This window comes from Onishia taeanensis (assembly GCF_003268885.1).
In the GTDB taxonomy this organism is placed as follows: domain Bacteria; phylum Pseudomonadota; class Gammaproteobacteria; order Pseudomonadales; family Halomonadaceae; genus Onishia; species Onishia taeanensis_A.
Map to the genome: position 1 here is coordinate 26,254 of NZ_QLSX01000005.1, position 14,121 is coordinate 40,374.

A 14,121-nucleotide genomic window follows, 5' to 3' on the forward strand; every position below is an offset into this window, starting at 1 on the left:
TGAGCTAAGAAGCGCCGTATAAGAAGCGCCGTATAAGAAGCGCCGTATAAGAAGCGCCGTATAAGAAGCGCCGCTTATTCGGCGGATGAGTGCCACCGTGAACGCCTTTACCACTCGACGCTGGTTTCCCTTAGCCGCGCCAAGGTGGTCTTGAACTCGACGAGACAGCCAGAGAGCTCTTCGCCCAGGAGACGCTGCCCGGCCACCGCGATGGTCATCGGATTCGCCTCCTCGCGCCGCGCCGCGCCATCCACGCCGTGCAGCGTCTCGAGGCGGCTCAGCAGCCAGGCAAGCCAGCTATCCGGCTGAGTCGCAAGCTCGGCAAGCTGGGTAAGCTCTGCCACTGGCCGGGCATCGGTAACCAATAGCTCCCTCCAGTCATGGCGGGGAAGCCTGGCATGCTCGGTCAGCTCTCGCAGGGCCGAGTTCAGCGCCAGCTCGAGGAGCGCAAGCGCCCCCTCTTCAACGGCCATGCGACGCGACACGGCATGCTCGTCATCTCCTGCCGGCACTGCCAATAGCAGTTCGGCCTGGTAGAGAAGTTGATTCGTACGGCCGCTCGGGGTCATTTGCGCTTGTCCTCGACCTGCCACTTGCCTGCATCGAAGGTGGCCTTCCAGCCGGTGGCCTTGCCTTCCTCGTCGGTCATCACGAATTGCGACTTGGTCTTGCGCGAGAAGCGAATCTGGGTCGGACGCCCGTCCGGGTCCTCGCTGGGTGCCTTGAGCAGGAAGTGATACTTCTCTGGGAGTTCCTCGGCATGGGCCTTGAGCTCGCGCACCAGCGGCGGGCGCGTTTCGCGATTCTTGGGAAACTGGCTGGCGGCCAGGAAGAGCCCGCTGGCGCCGTCGCGCAGCACATAATGGTCCTCGACCTTCTGGCAGGCCAGTTCCGGCATCGGAATGGGATCCATCTTGGGCGGCGCCACTTCACCGCTCTTCAAGAGCTTGCGGGTATTCTTGCAGGTATCGCTGGTACAGCCGAAGTACTTGCCGAACCGCCCACTCTTGAGCTGCATCTCGGCACCGCACTTGTCGCACTCGATGACCGGGCCTTCGTAGCCCTTGATCTTGAAGTGGCCCTGCTCGATCTCATAGCCGCCACAGTCAGGGCTGTTGCCGCAGATGTGCAGCTTGCGGGTCTCGTCGATCAGATAGCTGTCCATGGCCGTGCCACAGATGTCGCAGCGGTGTTTGGCGCGCAGCGCATCGGTTTCCGCCTCATCACCGGCATCGGCGGCCACGGCCTCATCGCCGGGAATCAGATCGATAGTGGTCTTGCAGCGCTCCTTGGGCGGGAGGTTGTAGCCCGAGCAGCCCAGGAAGACGCCGGTCGAGGCGGTGCGAATCTGCATCTTGCGCCCGCAGGTCGGACAGTCGATATCGGTGGGCACCGGCTGATTGGGCCGCATGCCCTCTTCGCTCTCGGCCACTTCGAGTTCCTTACGGAACTCGCCGTAGAAGGCATTGAGCAACTCGCGCCAGTTGCGCTCGCCTTCGGCCACCTCATCGAGGTTGTCTTCCATGCGGGCCGTGAAGGAGAAATCCATCAGGTCCGGGAAGGACTCGCTGAGCCGCTCGGTGACGATGTCGCCAAGCTTCTCGGCGTAGAAGCGCCGGCTTTCGAGCTTGACGTAGCCGCGGTCCTGAATGGTCGAGATGATGGCGGCATAGGTCGAGGGGCGGCCGATGCCACGTTTCTCGAGCTCCTTGACCAGGCTCGCCTCGGTGAATCGAGCGGGCGGCTTGGTGAAGTGCTGCTGCGGATCGAGCGCCTCGAGATGCATCGGCGTGCCCTCGGCCAGATCGGGAAGCGACTGATCCTCTTCCTTCTTGCCGGCAGGCTTCATGACCCGGGTATAGCCGTCGAACTTGAGCACTCGGCCCTTGGCCCTGAGCTCATAGCCATCGACTTCGACCGTCAAGGTGCTCGACAGGTATTCCGCCGGCGTCATCTGACAGGCCACGAACTGGCGCCAAATCAGCTCATAGAGACGCTCCGCGTCGCGTTCCATGCCTACCAGGTCGGTCGCCTTGTGGGCCACGTTGGAGGGACGAATGGCTTCGTGCGCTTCCTGGGCGCCGGCTTTGCTCGAATAGCGATTGGGCGACTCGGGCAGATAGCGCGCGCCAAACTCCTCTTCGATATGGCCCCGCACCGACTCGATCGCATCCTTCGACAGGTTGGTCGAGTCGGTACGCATGTAGGTGATGTAGCCCGCCTCATAAAGGCGCTGCGCCATGGTCATGGTCTTCTTCACCGAGAAACCCAGGCGGCCGCTGGCGGCCTGTTGCAGGGTCGAGGTGATGAAGGGCGCATTGGGCTTGGAGCGTGTCGGCTTGTCTTCGCGACCGGTAATGGCAAGCGAGGACTTCCTGAGCGCCGCGATGCGCTCCATGGTCTCGGCTTCGCTGGTAGGACGAAACGGCTTGCCATCCTGACGGACCAGCTCGAAGCGAATCGGCTCTGCACCGTCCTTCGCACCACCGGCCGTGAGATCGGCATGCACGTCCCAGAACTCTTCGGGCACGAAGGCGCGAATTTCGCGCTCGCGCTCGACGATCAGACGTACCGCCACCGACTGGACACGACCGGCGGACAGGCCGCGGGCGACCTTGCTCCATAGAAGTGGCGAGAGCATGAAGCCGACCACCCGATCGAGGAAACGCCGCGCCTGCTGCGCCTCGACCCGCGGAATGTTGAGCTGGCCGGGGTCCTGGAAGGCTTCCTGGATGGCATTCTTGGTGATCTCGTTGAAGACCACGCGCTTATAGCGCCCGGCATCGCCACCGATGGTTTCCTGCAGGTGCCAGGCGATGGCTTCCCCTTCGCGGTCCAAGTCGGTCGCGAGATAGACGGCATCGGCCTTTTCGGCATGCTTCTTGAGCTCGGCGACCACCTTTTCCTTACCGGGAAGGATGTCGTAGTTCGCCTCCCAATCGTTCTCGGGGTCGATACCCATCCGCCGGATCAGCTGATCCCAGGCCTTGCGCTTCTTGTAGACCGCCTTCTCGTCCGGAGACATCTTGCGGGTCGCGGCCGCCTGGCGAGCGCGTTCCTTGGGATCGCTGGATGCCTTACCCGAGCCGCTGGTCGGCAGGTCGCGAATATGACCCACGCTCGACTTCACGATGAAATCGTTGCCGAGATACTTGTTGATCGTCTTCGCCTTGGCCGGCGACTCGACGATGACCAGTGACTTGCCCATAGTACTCCAAAGTAGTGTCAGCCCGGGCCCGGAGCCCCGAGGCAATATCCGTATGCCGACATCTATTAGCGGCTTAAAAATGCGCCTACCCTACCCCAGCGCTTGGTGCGGCGCCAGTCATCGGACCGACTCGCTATCTGACCCTAGACCGCGCTACAGGGCCTCGGCAAGCTTTCACCCGCCTTTATCAAGGCCACTCGAGCTGTCATCTTGTCGCGGTAGCCTGTAAAAAACCTGTTGGGATAGCGCAGAAATGTCAACGCATCCATCAGGCTTTTCAGCCAGCCGGGAGCGTGGTGTACTATGATGTAGTAAAATCACTACATGGCAATTCGCCACTAGTATCAGCCCCGCTTCACGGTCGCCATTGAGCACTGTAAGCCAAGCTAACTCGTCAGGAGAGACGCATGTCGAATGCCCTTAACGGCCCTATCCGCCGCACCAAGATCGTCGCCACGCTGGGCCCCGCCAGCGACCGCGAGGGCGTGCTCGAGGAGATGATCGCTGCCGGTGTCGACGTCGTACGACTGAACTTCTCTCACGGTTCGGCGGATGACCATCGCCAGCGCCTGGGCCGTGTCCGCGAGATTGCCGATCGACTCGGCAAGAGCGTTGCAGCCCTTGGCGACTTGCAGGGCCCGAAGATCCGCATCGCCCGCTTTGCCGACGGCGCCGTCAACCTGGAGGAAGGCCAGCCCTTCGTGCTGGACGTGTCCATGGACAGCAACGCCGGCGATGCCAAGCGCGTGGGCTGCGACTACAAGTCGCTGGCAGAAGACGTTGCCGCAGGCGACATGCTGCTGCTCGACGATGGCCGCCTGGTGCTTGAAGTGGAAAAGGTCAGCGCCCCCGAGGTGCATACCAAGGTGGTGGTGGGCGGCAAGCTTTCCAACAACAAGGGCATCAACAAGCAGGGTGGCGGTCTCTCTGCCGCCGCCCTGACCGACAAGGACAGGGCCGACCTCAAGACCGCCATCGACATCGGCGTTGACTACTTGGCGGTTTCCTTCCCACGCTCTGCCGCCGACATGCTCGAAGCCCGCGAACTGCTGGGCGACGCCGGCAAGGAAATCGGCCTGGTCGCCAAGGTCGAGCGCGCCGAAGCCGTCGCCGATGACGAAACCCTGGACGGCATCATCCTGGCCTCCGAGGCAGTGATGGTGGCGCGTGGCGACCTGGGCGTCGAGATCGGCGATGCACAGCTGATCGGCGTGCAGAAGCGCATGATCAAGCGCGCGCGCAGCCTCAACCGCGCCGTGATCACCGCGACCCAGATGATGGAATCGATGATCTCTGCCCCACTGCCGACTCGCGCCGAAGTCTTCGATGTCGCCAACGCCGTGCTCGACGGCACCGACGCGGTGATGCTCTCGGCAGAAACCGCCGCCGGCGACTATCCAGTCGAGACCATCGAGGCGATGAATCGCCTCTGCCTGGGCGCGGAACGCGAACGCAGCGCCCAGGAATCCGGGCACCGCATCCACGAAGGGTTCAGCAAGACCGATGAGACCGTGGCCCTGTCGGCGATGTATGCCGCCAACCACCTCAAGGGCGTCGCCGCTATCGCCTGCATGACGGCCACTGGCTATACCCCGCTGATCGCCTCGCGCATCCGCTCGGGCCTGCCGATCATCGGGTTTGCCCATAGCCCCATCGCCCAGCGCCGCATGGCGCTATACCGTGGCGTGGTCTCGCTCTACTTCAACTCGGGCGACATGAACCCCAGCGAGCTGAATGCAGCGGCGATCAAGGAACTGACCGACCGCGGCATCGCCAAGAGCGGTGATTACGCCATCCTGACTCGCGGCGAGCACATGAATGCTCACGGCGGCACCAACACCATGCAGATCCTGGAAGTCCAGTAACGGCCGTCGACCACCGACAGTCCATAAAGAACGCGCCACAAAGAACGCGCCAGATAGAACGGCCCAAAGAGAACGGCCCAGAGAGGAAAGGCACTCATGAGCGAGCAACGTCCTGGACAGCAGACGACCCGCACCCTGCCCCGTCGCAAGCGCATCGCCCTGATCGCTCACGACGGCAAGAAGGATGAGCTGCTCGTCTGGGCTCGGCGTTGGTATGACACCCTGGCGGCCCACCAGCTGGTGGGTACAGGCACCACCGCCAAGCGGGTATCGAAAGAGCTGGGACTCGAGGTCGAAGGCCTGATGAGCGGCCCCCTGGGGGGCGATCAACAGATTGGCGCCCGCATCACCGAACAGGGCCTGGATCTCCTGGTCTTCTTCTGGGACCCCTTCGCGCCGATGCCCCATGATCCGGACGTCAAGGCACTGCTTCGCTTGGCGGCGCTCTGGAATATTCCGGTGGCCTGCAACGCTGCCAGTGCTGACTTCCTGATCAGCTCTCCCTACGTGGGTGAAGAGTTCGAAATCGGCATCCCGGATGCTGGAGGCTGGGTGTCGGCCCGTGTCGATAACTAGCCTGTCCCGTATCGCTATCTACGTCGATGCGTGTCGGCATCAACGTGAAAGCGCCGCCCCATGGGGCGGCGCTTTTTTATGGCTGATCCTCGAACCGGACCCTGGGGGCCCGCGACCGGATCAGGCATCACCGGCAGGCGGCGTCTTGCGCCCCGCCGGCCGACGCTTGGCACGAGTGCCCTGGGTGCTACTCTCGGCAGTAACCGAGGCATTGGCCTTGGTGTCTGCATCAACCTCGGCCTTGGCTGCAGCACTGGTCTCAACACTGGTCTCCGCACTGGTCGCACCGCTGCTCTGGACATCAGCTTCGGTATCGGCTGCAACAGGTGCCACGCTATCTGGCGCGACTGAGCCCTGGGGCTTCGCTACATCCTTGGCGGCTTTTTGCTCTGCCTGGGCCTGTGGTTCTGCTGTGGCTTTCGGCTCGGCGTTAGCGTGCTGTCCGGCTTTGGCTTGCGGCCGGGGCTTTTTCTGCTCAGGCACCGACCGATCGCCGGCGACCGACTCGGGGATGCTGGGCACCGCCTCTGCCTGCGGCGGTTCAGCCGGCCGCGCCCGATCGAAGCAGTCACGGATCGTCTCCAGGCGCTTCGCCGCTCGCTCGCCCGGGGTACCGCTGGCCGTCAACACATGCTCGATATGCGCCAGATGATCGTCGATCTCCTGATTTGTGGCGCCTTCCAGCATGTCAGGCAGTACCTTCAGCGCATGGTGACGGTCGAGCTTGAGAATGAAGAACTGCTCACGCACCAGAGCCTTGAATTCCGCGATCTTGAGATTCGGCTCAAGCTCTTCGCGGCTTGCCCGCAGGCGCTTGAAATTACGCTCGTCGGTAGCCGGGGCGCCGCCCAGAACATAAATCATCGAGCGCATCACCGCGGCATGGGGGCCGCCCTGATCGACGCGCGACTGCAGCTCTGCCTTGCGGCTGGCAACGAAACGCTGGTGCTCGGGTTCGATACCCGGACGCCGTCGCACCGGCTCACCGTCCACGCCAAGCCCCACCATGGTTTGCAGCCAGGGCTGACCGTAGAGTTCCTGAAACAGACGCTCAGTAGACTGGTCGCGCACCTGCTGATAGGCCTGCAGAGACGCCTCGACCTGATCGGACAGAGTGAATTCCATCTGCCGCCAGGTGTTATCGGCTCCCACTTCATGACGATCGGCCTTGATGCGTTCCGCCAGTACCGGGACCGGCACCATCAAGGGGTTGCGGTCGGAGAACAGCTTGTAGCCCAGGCGTATCGGGTGCATGCGACGAATCCAGCGAGCAGCCGAGGGTGTCATCACCGCTCTCAGCCAGGGCTGCACCAGCATCTGGTAGATGCCCAGATTGATCTCGGATACCCGCGCCACGGTAGCGAAGCGGCGCTCGTCGTCAGCATGCGGCTTCACGATGGCATCGATGTCATCAATGCTGCGCTGGCTAAATTCGAGCAGGTAATCCCCGTCGACATGCACCGCCTCGGCGGCACCGCGGGACGCGGTTTCCGTCACCGTGGTCTCGTAGAGCCCCGGAGGGAGCACATCGATATAGTCCATGTTGGCGGTGAACTCGGCATGCTCCTTGCGCGACACGCTACCCGACACGAAGATCCCCAGATGCCCGGTGGTGTCATGCTGGCAATAGACGATAGTCTGGCCGTTGGCAACGATATCGTCGGCATCGCCGTAGAGGTCGCTGATCCAACCCAGTGCCTGCGGCGGTGGCGTGATGTCATCCCCCTTCGAGCAGAACACCACGATCGGTGAGCGCACATTGCGCAGATCGATACGCCGGCCATCCCGGGTGGTCAGGCGCGCATTGCTCAGCCGGTTACCGACGAACAGGTTGTCGACGATGTACTGGATCTCCTCGGACCCCAGCACCACATGCCCACCCCACCAGCGCTCGAACTGCAGGTAGCGCTCGGCTTCACTATCGATATTGGCATAAAGGCGGTACTGCTTGGTCCAGAGGGTGTTGGCCGGGTTGAGCTTCTCGAAGTTCTGAACCAGCAGTGCACCGTCAAAAAGCCCGGCGCCCAGATCCCCGGCCAACGCCGTCGTCCAGCTGCCACCGTTCATGCCGCCGGCATAGCGCATGGGCGCCTTGCCCCGCTCACCGGCCCAGTAGGACAGCGGCGCACCGGCGATCAGAATCGGGCCGAAGCAATCGGGCTCCAGGGCGGCGGCCATCATGATTTGCCAGCCGGCCTGACAGTTACCAACCACCATCGGTTTCTCGGTCAGGTGATCATGGCGCGCGATCACTTCCCACAGGAAGGCGATCTCGGCATCCACCACATCCTCGACCGTCTGCCCCGGCACCGGGAACGGCAAGAAACCGATGAAGTAGCAGGGATGCCCGGCCCGCAGGGCGACGCCCAGTTCACTGTCGGGCTTGAAGCCGCCAATGCCCGGGCCATGGCCGGCGCGGGGGTCGACGACCACGAAGGGCCGCATGTCAGGATCGATTTCGACCCCGGCCGGCGGCAGGATGCGCATCAGCTCGTAGTTCACAGGCCGCGGTAGATCGCGACCGTCCATGATCAATTCAGACTCGAAACCCAGCACATTAGGCTTGGTCTGTTCCATGTGCTCTAGGTACTGGTTGCCCCGTTCACGCATGACATCCAGGAACAGCACCTGACGCTCGACGGTATCGCGCCAGTAATCCATGGCACTCCGCCCGAACCCCAGCGGATCAAAAAAAGATAAAGCCGTGTTAGTCATGGCGTTATAGGCAGCAAGCATACGGTTCTCCCGATGGTCGTTGGGATGCAGGCCGTCTCAGGCCATGCTGCGATGCAAAATAGACTAGCGCGAAAGCCTGCCACCTGTCACTGACTGCCGGTAGGCATACTGCAGCAGCAGGGCGCTTATCGGATGGCCACTGCATCCGTATCTCATGCCCATCACATACCCATCACCCGCCCAGCGCCACGCCATCAACCGTTCACAAAGGCACGAATGCCGCCTCTGACGCGCAAGAAGACAGAGAGAAACGCTGCAACGCCAGCGGCATCTTCCGGCGCGAGTGTTTCTGGGGGAATATTCAGGCGCCTTGGATACCGCAGGTGCTGCGCTTGTTACTTGAATTCAGGGGTCTACAGTCAGAAGGAACTGGATGACATAGCGTTTGAGTTGAACATGCGCCCGCGAAAGCGCTTCGACTTCAAGTGTCCCATTGAGGTGATGAGCGAACTGATGGCGAAGTACCATGAAGCTCCGTCATCGATTCATTGACCGTGTTGCACTCAGAAGCTGCATCCGCCTCCTATGCCCTTGAATCATATTGGAATAAGGTTTGCAATGGCGAAAAATAATATCCCGCGTCACGTCGGTTTCATTCCGGATGGAAATCGCCGTTGGGCTATGGACCATGATATTCCCAAAGAGGGCGGATATGCTTATGGTATCAACCCGGGATTGCTGCTGCTCGAGAAATGTAAAGAAGTTGGAATCAAGGAAGTTTCCATATATTGCTTTACCCAAGACAACACCAAGCGGCCTTCTATTCAGACACGGGCATTCAGTGAGGCCTCCGTTACATTCGCTTTGGAGATTGCACGCCGTGGAGCGGCGTTGCTGGTGGTCGGTGATGAGACCTCGAAGCAATTTCCTGAGGTATTAAAGAAGTTTCGGCAGCGCCAAGGTGCCGGAATAAAGGTGAATCTGCTAGTCAACTATGGCTGGGAATGGGATCTGGCCGGTCTTAAAAGCGGTGGCCTGCGTTCAGATGAAATTTCACGTTTGGATTTGATTGTACGCTGGGGGGGGTGGACGCCGATTGAGCGGTTTTCTCCCGGTACAATCAGTGTATGCGGATTTCTATGTCAGGGATGAATATTGGCCTGATTTTGATCCGAAGCATTTTGAACAGGCACTCGCTTGGTTTAAAAAACAGGACCAGACACTCGGCGGGTAATCGGCGATCTGGATGCGACACCTGATGAGGTGTACTTCGATCAACCACTGATCCAGGCGGCCTGACGCCTGATGACAATCCGGTCAGAGCTTAGCTCGCCTGTCAGGTGGTCCAGTGAATGGGGTCCACTTCACTACCGGACTTCGCCGAGCTCCATCTCGTGCATGCCTGGGATGCGCAGGAAGCCGGTTTCGTGGGCCTCTGGGCCAACGATCGCGACACGACGACACATCGCCGAGGAGAGCAGTTCCGTCACAAGGTCGGCATAGATAGGCTGACGCATCGGTTTCGCGAGCGCATCGATTCGGAAGCCTATGATTACCTGCCCCCCCGGGTCCACTTGCCCATGGGTTATGCACGAAAACAGAGCCCCCAGCTGGTCAAGAAGTTGAAGGCGGTTTTGGTGGTGATGGGGACGGTGGCGAGAATCGGGATCCCTGGCTTCATCATCGGCAACACGGCCGAGGCGGTGCTCTATCACTTGCAGTGTTCGGTGCTGGCGCTGAAGCCGCCGGGCTTCGTATCACCGGTCACAGCAACACCTTAATATCAGCCAGATGGGTATTCCGCCCTACCCTATGAGATCAACCCACGATGCCTCAGGGCTAGGCTATTGGGTTTCGTCTGGTCCTACAGCCTGCACCGTCAGGTCGTGATGCAGGAGTGACCGGTCAGGTAGAGCAGGTGCTCATCGTCCGTGGAGCGTTTAGGCCATAGGCAGGCCAGATCCATTGTGTTGATCGTCATCCGGGGACTTCTTCGGGGCGTCACCTTGACGCACCATCAGAGGTGACTGTGAGTCATGCTCTTCGCTCGACTGCGCGACAAACATCAGTCTGACCAGCGCGCCGCCATCATCGGCGTCCCCGATTTCAAGACACCCGCCGTGCGCCTCGACAATTGTGGTCGCGATGGCGAGACCCAGGCCGGCTCCATCGGACTTCTCGCCTGTACCACGGTAGAACCGCTCCTTCACCCGGTGGCGACTGGCTTGGGGTATGCCAGGCCCATGGTCACGCACCTCAAAGCCAGGACCGGGGCCGCTGGTTACCTCGATACCGGTATCCACGGGCGTATGCGCGAGCGCGTTTTCGACAACATTACGCAACGCCCGAGCAATCGCCTCCTCGTGTCCTCTTACCAAGGAAGCACCCTCGTCCGAATAATCGATGAAACGCTGGCGCGATAAGGCAAGCGGAACGAGGCCCCCGACAACCGTCTCGGCCACTTGTCCAAGATTCACCCTCGCGGCATCCCGCTGAATAGTTAGCGACTCAGCCTGGGAAAGGTCCAGCAACTGCTCTACTAGTCGTTGCATGCCGACCGTGTCTCTGTAGAGACTATCGCGGAACTCGTCATCCGGCAGTTTGCGAATGGTAAGCAGCATGATGGCGAGCGGCGTTCGCAGCTCATGGGCCACGTTCCCTGAAAAGTCCCGGAGCATATGCACGGACTGCTGCACGCGTTCGAGCATCTGGTTGGTGGATTCCGTGAGGGCCCGCAATTCCCACGAATAGCTCGAAGAAGGAACTCTGGCGGAGGGGTCGGCAGGATCGACCTGGTTGACGGTAGCGATAGTGTCGTTCAGCGGCTTCAATGTGCGCTTGACCACCCCATAATTGAAAAGCAGAAACAGCAGGGTGATCAATACAACCGGAAACAGCACATGGACTCGGATCTCGGTGAAGATAATGGGAATGAAAGGCTCGAAGCCCTGACCACTGATCGCCACACTCACCCAAAGCGGATGTCCGTTCATGGTGACACGGCGGGTCCCCGAGAGCAGGAAGTGGTCGTACAGCGTCTCGCGCTGCGTACGTATCTTTATGAACGACGAAGGCGGCGAGTCGGCCACCCGCAAATCACCGTCATTGAATCGCCCGACCACGCGACCACGATGATCGTGGATCACGAACGCCCGTTGGGTGTTGCCTGCAAGTGGCTTCTTCAGATCCGGCGGTATGGAGAATTCGGCGCCGGGTGATGTCTGTCGCAGCTCGCTGGCTATCCTTTGCGCCTCCGCCGAGACCAGCAACTGGTCCAGCTCGTTGGGTCGGTGCGCATACATCCAGACCACGGCCGCCACCTGAATGACGAAAAAAATCGCCGCCACGACACCCATGCGCAGGGACATCTTGAACAGGAGGGTCTGACTGAAGCGCCGACCCTTCTCGGACCTGTCCGCCTCGGCCGTTGCAGATTTGTCAGGTCGAAACATCGTCGTCCTTAGGTGTCTTTGCGACCAGAGCATAGCCGATACCATGAGCGGTATGCAGAACGACGTCAGCCCCCGTCTGCCTGAGCCGCTTTCGCAGCCTTGATACGGAAGCTTCCAGGGCGTTCGGACTAACCTCCTCGGAGAGAGCGTACAAGACCTGCTCCAGGCGGGCTTTGGGCACGACGTGACCGGCTCGAAGCATCAGGCGCTCAAGAAGGTCAAGCTCGCGGGGCGCCAGGCTGACAGGCTCTCCGTCCACGCTAACCTCGCGGCTAGACACCTCGAAGGACACGTTGGCGAACGACAGGGTGACGGGAGATCCAGGCACCGAACGGCGCAAAAGCACCCGACACCGTGCCGCGAGCTCGGGGACCTCGACGGGTTTCACCATATAGTCATCTGCCCCGACATCCAGCCCAGCGACCCGGTCATCCAGTCCTCCGTGAGCAGTGATCACGAGAATGGGACAAGCATCTTCACGCTGTCGATGTTCACGAATGAAATCCAGCCCGTCGCCGTCGGGCATTCCCAGATCCAGCAGCAACAAGTCATATGGCTGGGTGGCGCACAGTTCGGTGGTGGCACTCAGGGTTTCCGCCCTGTCGACCGTGAAGCCCTCATCGCGCAGCGCATCCGCGAGCAAATTCGCTAGGCGTTGATTATCTTCGACCAGCAGAAGCTTCATTGACTTGTCCCGACGTCTTTGATGTCCGTTTGCGACCGGTAATCATTGCCAGGATCAGGTTCTCCCGGTGGACGACGCTTTCCAGGATCGCCGAAATCACATGGATGCAGGCTAGCGCAACAATCAAGTTCGCACATAGCTCATGGGCGTCCTGAACCCACATCACGCCCCAGAATGCATCCAGCGTCTGCATCCAGCCCGTGATGCAAAGCGCGGCCAGCATAATCATCAATACAACCATCATGGCACCACCGGCCGGATTATGACCGAGATAGCGCGGGCTGCGCAGTCGCAATGTACGGGCAAGATGCCCGGCCACGGTGGTCGGGCTCGCCACAAATTGGCTGAACCGGGCATAGTGGGAGCCGACGAAACCCCATACAAGCCGAACCACCAGAGCACCGAAAACGGTGTAGCCCAGATATCGGTGCGTGGGTTCGCCAGTTTCAAGAACAAAATAATTCAGCGTAACGCCCATAACCACGATCCAGTGGAACAGCCGCACTACTGGGTCCCAGACCTTGACGTGGCCACGCGTGGGCGCGGCCATATCCTCCTTGCGACGGTTCATCTTGGCAACTCCTCACATAGTTCAGTCCACATTCTTCTCGACGACGCTACCGTCAATGGGGTTAAAGTAGACCTCGGCACGGTGACCGTCCCCGGTATAGCCATATATCTCGTAGCAGCCGCTTGCGGTCTTACGGAAAATCTTTATCTCACCGTAACCCATTTGTTTGATCTTTGACTTCATGGCTTTCTCGCTAAGCCATTTGGACTCGGGCTTGTCCGTACACTGCGGGCTCGCAAGGGCAGAGGATGAAAACATCATCATCGCCATCAATGCAGTTGCTGCAATCACAACAGTCTTCTTCGAAATCATCGAAACGCTCCGTGGTTGATGAATGCTTCTCTTAGTACTCTCGAAGATCACTATCGTTTTCCCAGCTGACGAAATCCTGACAGTCACAAAACTTTCATCATCGAATTCATCCGCAGTCAGGTTCTCATCAGGTCTTTCGCCGAGACTTGGAACCTCAAGTCCAAACGCCCTGAAGGGCACTGAGGAGGTTTATCATGAGAACAGTGCGAAATGTCCTGTCGATTTCAATGGCGGCCGTCGGGCTGAGTTTTGTCGGCCCTGTATTTGCGGGTGACTCTCTGGATCCGCAAACTGCGGAAAACCTCAAAACCGCGATGCATGGCGAAGCATTCGCCCACCTCAAATATAGTGACTTTGCTAAAAAAGCCAGAGAGTCAGGCCATCCGGAGCTTGCCAAGCTATTCAATCAGAACTCCAAGGTCGAAGCCTATGAGCATTTCGCCCGTGAAGCGGATGCCGCCGGCCTGGTAGAAAGCGACAAGCAAAACCTGCTTGGAAGCATGGCCCAGGAGCACTACGAAAACACAAAGATGTATGTGAGCTTCGCGAAGCAAGCTGACAACGTTGGCGATAACAAAGTGGCCGACATGTTTCGGCAAATCGCGGCCGACGAGGGCGATCACTACACCTTGTACAAACGGGCCCTGAAAAAGCTCAATAATGGCGAGATGGATTAAACGCCGAGACTGGGCAACGCACGGCGGCACCACGTCCGCCGTGCGACCTAGCTTAATTGAAGGGTCCCTGGTGATCAGAGCTTAGCGCCTGGTCCGAAT

The 14,121-nt window shown here is 60.1% G+C and carries 13 protein-coding genes and 1 pseudogene; 7 read left to right on the forward strand and 7 right to left on the reverse strand.

The features are described from left to right. Positions 1–107: 107 nt before the first annotated feature. Positions 108–569, reverse strand: a complete 462-nt coding sequence (locus BCL93_RS08095; RefSeq protein WP_112054778.1) for a DUF6586 family protein — start codon at positions 567–569, stop codon at positions 108–110. Beyond that, positions 566–3,208, reverse strand: a complete 2,643-nt coding sequence (gene topA, locus BCL93_RS08100; RefSeq protein ID WP_112054779.1) for a type I DNA topoisomerase — start codon at positions 3,206–3,208, stop codon at positions 566–568. Before topA ends, BCL93_RS08095 begins: the two co-directional genes overlap by 4 nt. A gap of 407 nt (positions 3,209–3,615) precedes the next feature. Here topA and pyk point away from each other — a divergent pair, with 407 nt between their 5' ends. Beyond that, positions 3,616–5,073 carry a pyruvate kinase gene (gene pyk, locus BCL93_RS08105; protein ID WP_112054780.1) on the forward strand — a complete coding sequence of 486 codons (1,458 nt, stop codon included), beginning with the start codon at positions 3,616–3,618 and terminating at the stop codon, positions 5,071–5,073. 96 nt (positions 5,074–5,169) lie between these two features. Next, positions 5,170–5,649, forward strand: coding sequence for a methylglyoxal synthase (locus BCL93_RS08110; protein WP_112054781.1), 480 nt, complete (start codon positions 5,170–5,172; stop codon positions 5,647–5,649). 120 nt (positions 5,650–5,769) lie between these two features. Here the strand turns inward: BCL93_RS08110 and BCL93_RS08115 are convergent, their stop codons facing one another. Then, entirely contained in the window at positions 5,770–8,385 is a 2,616-nt protein-coding gene (locus BCL93_RS08115; protein WP_112054782.1) for a DUF3141 domain-containing protein, read from the reverse strand. A 351-nt stretch (positions 8,386–8,736) separates the two neighbouring features. On the opposite strand from BCL93_RS08115, the pseudogene BCL93_RS08120 reads away from it, so the two are divergent. The 4 genes and pseudogenes from BCL93_RS08120 to BCL93_RS08130 all read left to right on the forward strand — a co-directional run. Beyond that, positions 8,737–8,877 (forward strand): annotated as a pseudogene (locus BCL93_RS08120) (IS30 family transposase); the annotation flags it as partial. Between the two features lie 66 nt (positions 8,878–8,943). Continuing rightward, entirely contained in the window at positions 8,944–9,477 is a 534-nt protein-coding gene (locus tag BCL93_RS08125; protein ID WP_220086252.1) for an undecaprenyl diphosphate synthase family protein, read from the forward strand. Further along, positions 9,449–9,559, forward strand: coding sequence for an undecaprenyl diphosphate synthase family protein (locus BCL93_RS17690; RefSeq protein ID WP_425339118.1), 111 nt, complete (start codon positions 9,449–9,451; stop codon positions 9,557–9,559). The genes BCL93_RS08125 and BCL93_RS17690 overlap by 29 nt, the downstream gene beginning before the upstream one ends. Before the next feature lie 118 nt (positions 9,560–9,677). After that, complete coding sequence (locus BCL93_RS08130) at positions 9,678–10,106, forward strand: universal stress protein (RefSeq protein ID WP_112054783.1); 429 nt, start codon at positions 9,678–9,680, stop codon at positions 10,104–10,106. A 159-nt stretch (positions 10,107–10,265) separates the two neighbouring features. Here the strand turns inward: BCL93_RS08130 and BCL93_RS08135 are convergent, their stop codons facing one another. From BCL93_RS08135 to BCL93_RS17355, 4 genes are read right to left on the reverse strand one after another with little or no spacing between them, the layout of a single operon-like run. After that, positions 10,266–11,777 (reverse strand): sensor histidine kinase, encoded by a 1,512-nt coding sequence (locus BCL93_RS08135; RefSeq protein WP_112054784.1) that lies wholly within the window; start codon positions 11,775–11,777, stop codon positions 10,266–10,268. Continuing rightward, a complete protein-coding gene (locus BCL93_RS08140) occupies positions 11,764–12,462 on the reverse strand; it encodes a response regulator (RefSeq protein ID WP_112054785.1) in 699 nt (232 codons plus the stop codon). Before BCL93_RS08140 ends, BCL93_RS08135 begins: the two co-directional genes overlap by 14 nt. Next, positions 12,437–13,033 carry a cytochrome b/b6 domain-containing protein gene (locus tag BCL93_RS08145; protein ID WP_112054786.1) on the reverse strand — a complete coding sequence of 199 codons (597 nt, stop codon included), beginning with the start codon at positions 13,031–13,033 and terminating at the stop codon, positions 12,437–12,439. The genes BCL93_RS08140 and BCL93_RS08145 overlap by 26 nt, the downstream gene beginning before the upstream one ends. A 21-nt stretch (positions 13,034–13,054) precedes the next feature. Beyond that, positions 13,055–13,525, reverse strand: coding sequence for a PepSY domain-containing protein (locus BCL93_RS17355; RefSeq protein WP_220086254.1), 471 nt, complete (start codon positions 13,523–13,525; stop codon positions 13,055–13,057). Positions 13,526–13,539: 14 nt separating this feature from the next. On the opposite strand from BCL93_RS17355, the gene BCL93_RS08155 reads away from it, so the two are divergent. Further along, positions 13,540–14,022, forward strand: a complete 483-nt coding sequence (locus tag BCL93_RS08155; protein ID WP_112054788.1) for a rubrerythrin family protein — start codon at positions 13,540–13,542, stop codon at positions 14,020–14,022. The last annotated feature ends 99 nt before the right edge of the window (positions 14,023–14,121 follow it).

What these genes read in the sequence shown, in the direction of transcription:
- BCL93_RS08095 (WP_112054778.1), bottom strand. Translation starts at nt 569, where the DNA reads ATGACCCCGAGCGGCCGTACGAATCAACTTCTCTACCAGGCCGAACTG.
- topA (WP_112054779.1), bottom strand. Translation starts at nt 3,208, where the DNA reads ATGGGCAAGTCACTGGTCATCGTCGAGTCGCCGGCCAAGGCGAAGACG.
- pyk (WP_112054780.1), top strand. Translation starts at nt 3,616, where the DNA reads ATGTCGAATGCCCTTAACGGCCCTATCCGCCGCACCAAGATCGTCGCC.
- BCL93_RS08110 (WP_112054781.1), top strand. Translation starts at nt 5,170, where the DNA reads ATGAGCGAGCAACGTCCTGGACAGCAGACGACCCGCACCCTGCCCCGT.
- BCL93_RS08115 (WP_112054782.1), bottom strand. Translation starts at nt 8,385, where the DNA reads ATGCTTGCTGCCTATAACGCCATGACTAACACGGCTTTATCTTTTTTT.
- BCL93_RS08125 (WP_220086252.1), top strand. Translation starts at nt 8,944, where the DNA reads ATGGCGAAAAATAATATCCCGCGTCACGTCGGTTTCATTCCGGATGGA.
- BCL93_RS08130 (WP_112054783.1), top strand. Translation starts at nt 9,678, where the DNA reads ATGGGGTCCACTTCACTACCGGACTTCGCCGAGCTCCATCTCGTGCAT.
- BCL93_RS08135 (WP_112054784.1), bottom strand. Translation starts at nt 11,777, where the DNA reads ATGTTTCGACCTGACAAATCTGCAACGGCCGAGGCGGACAGGTCCGAG.
- BCL93_RS08140 (WP_112054785.1), bottom strand. Translation starts at nt 12,462, where the DNA reads ATGAAGCTTCTGCTGGTCGAAGATAATCAACGCCTAGCGAATTTGCTC.
- BCL93_RS08145 (WP_112054786.1), bottom strand. Translation starts at nt 13,033, where the DNA reads ATGAACCGTCGCAAGGAGGATATGGCCGCGCCCACGCGTGGCCACGTC.
- BCL93_RS08155 (WP_112054788.1), top strand. Translation starts at nt 13,540, where the DNA reads ATGAGAACAGTGCGAAATGTCCTGTCGATTTCAATGGCGGCCGTCGGG.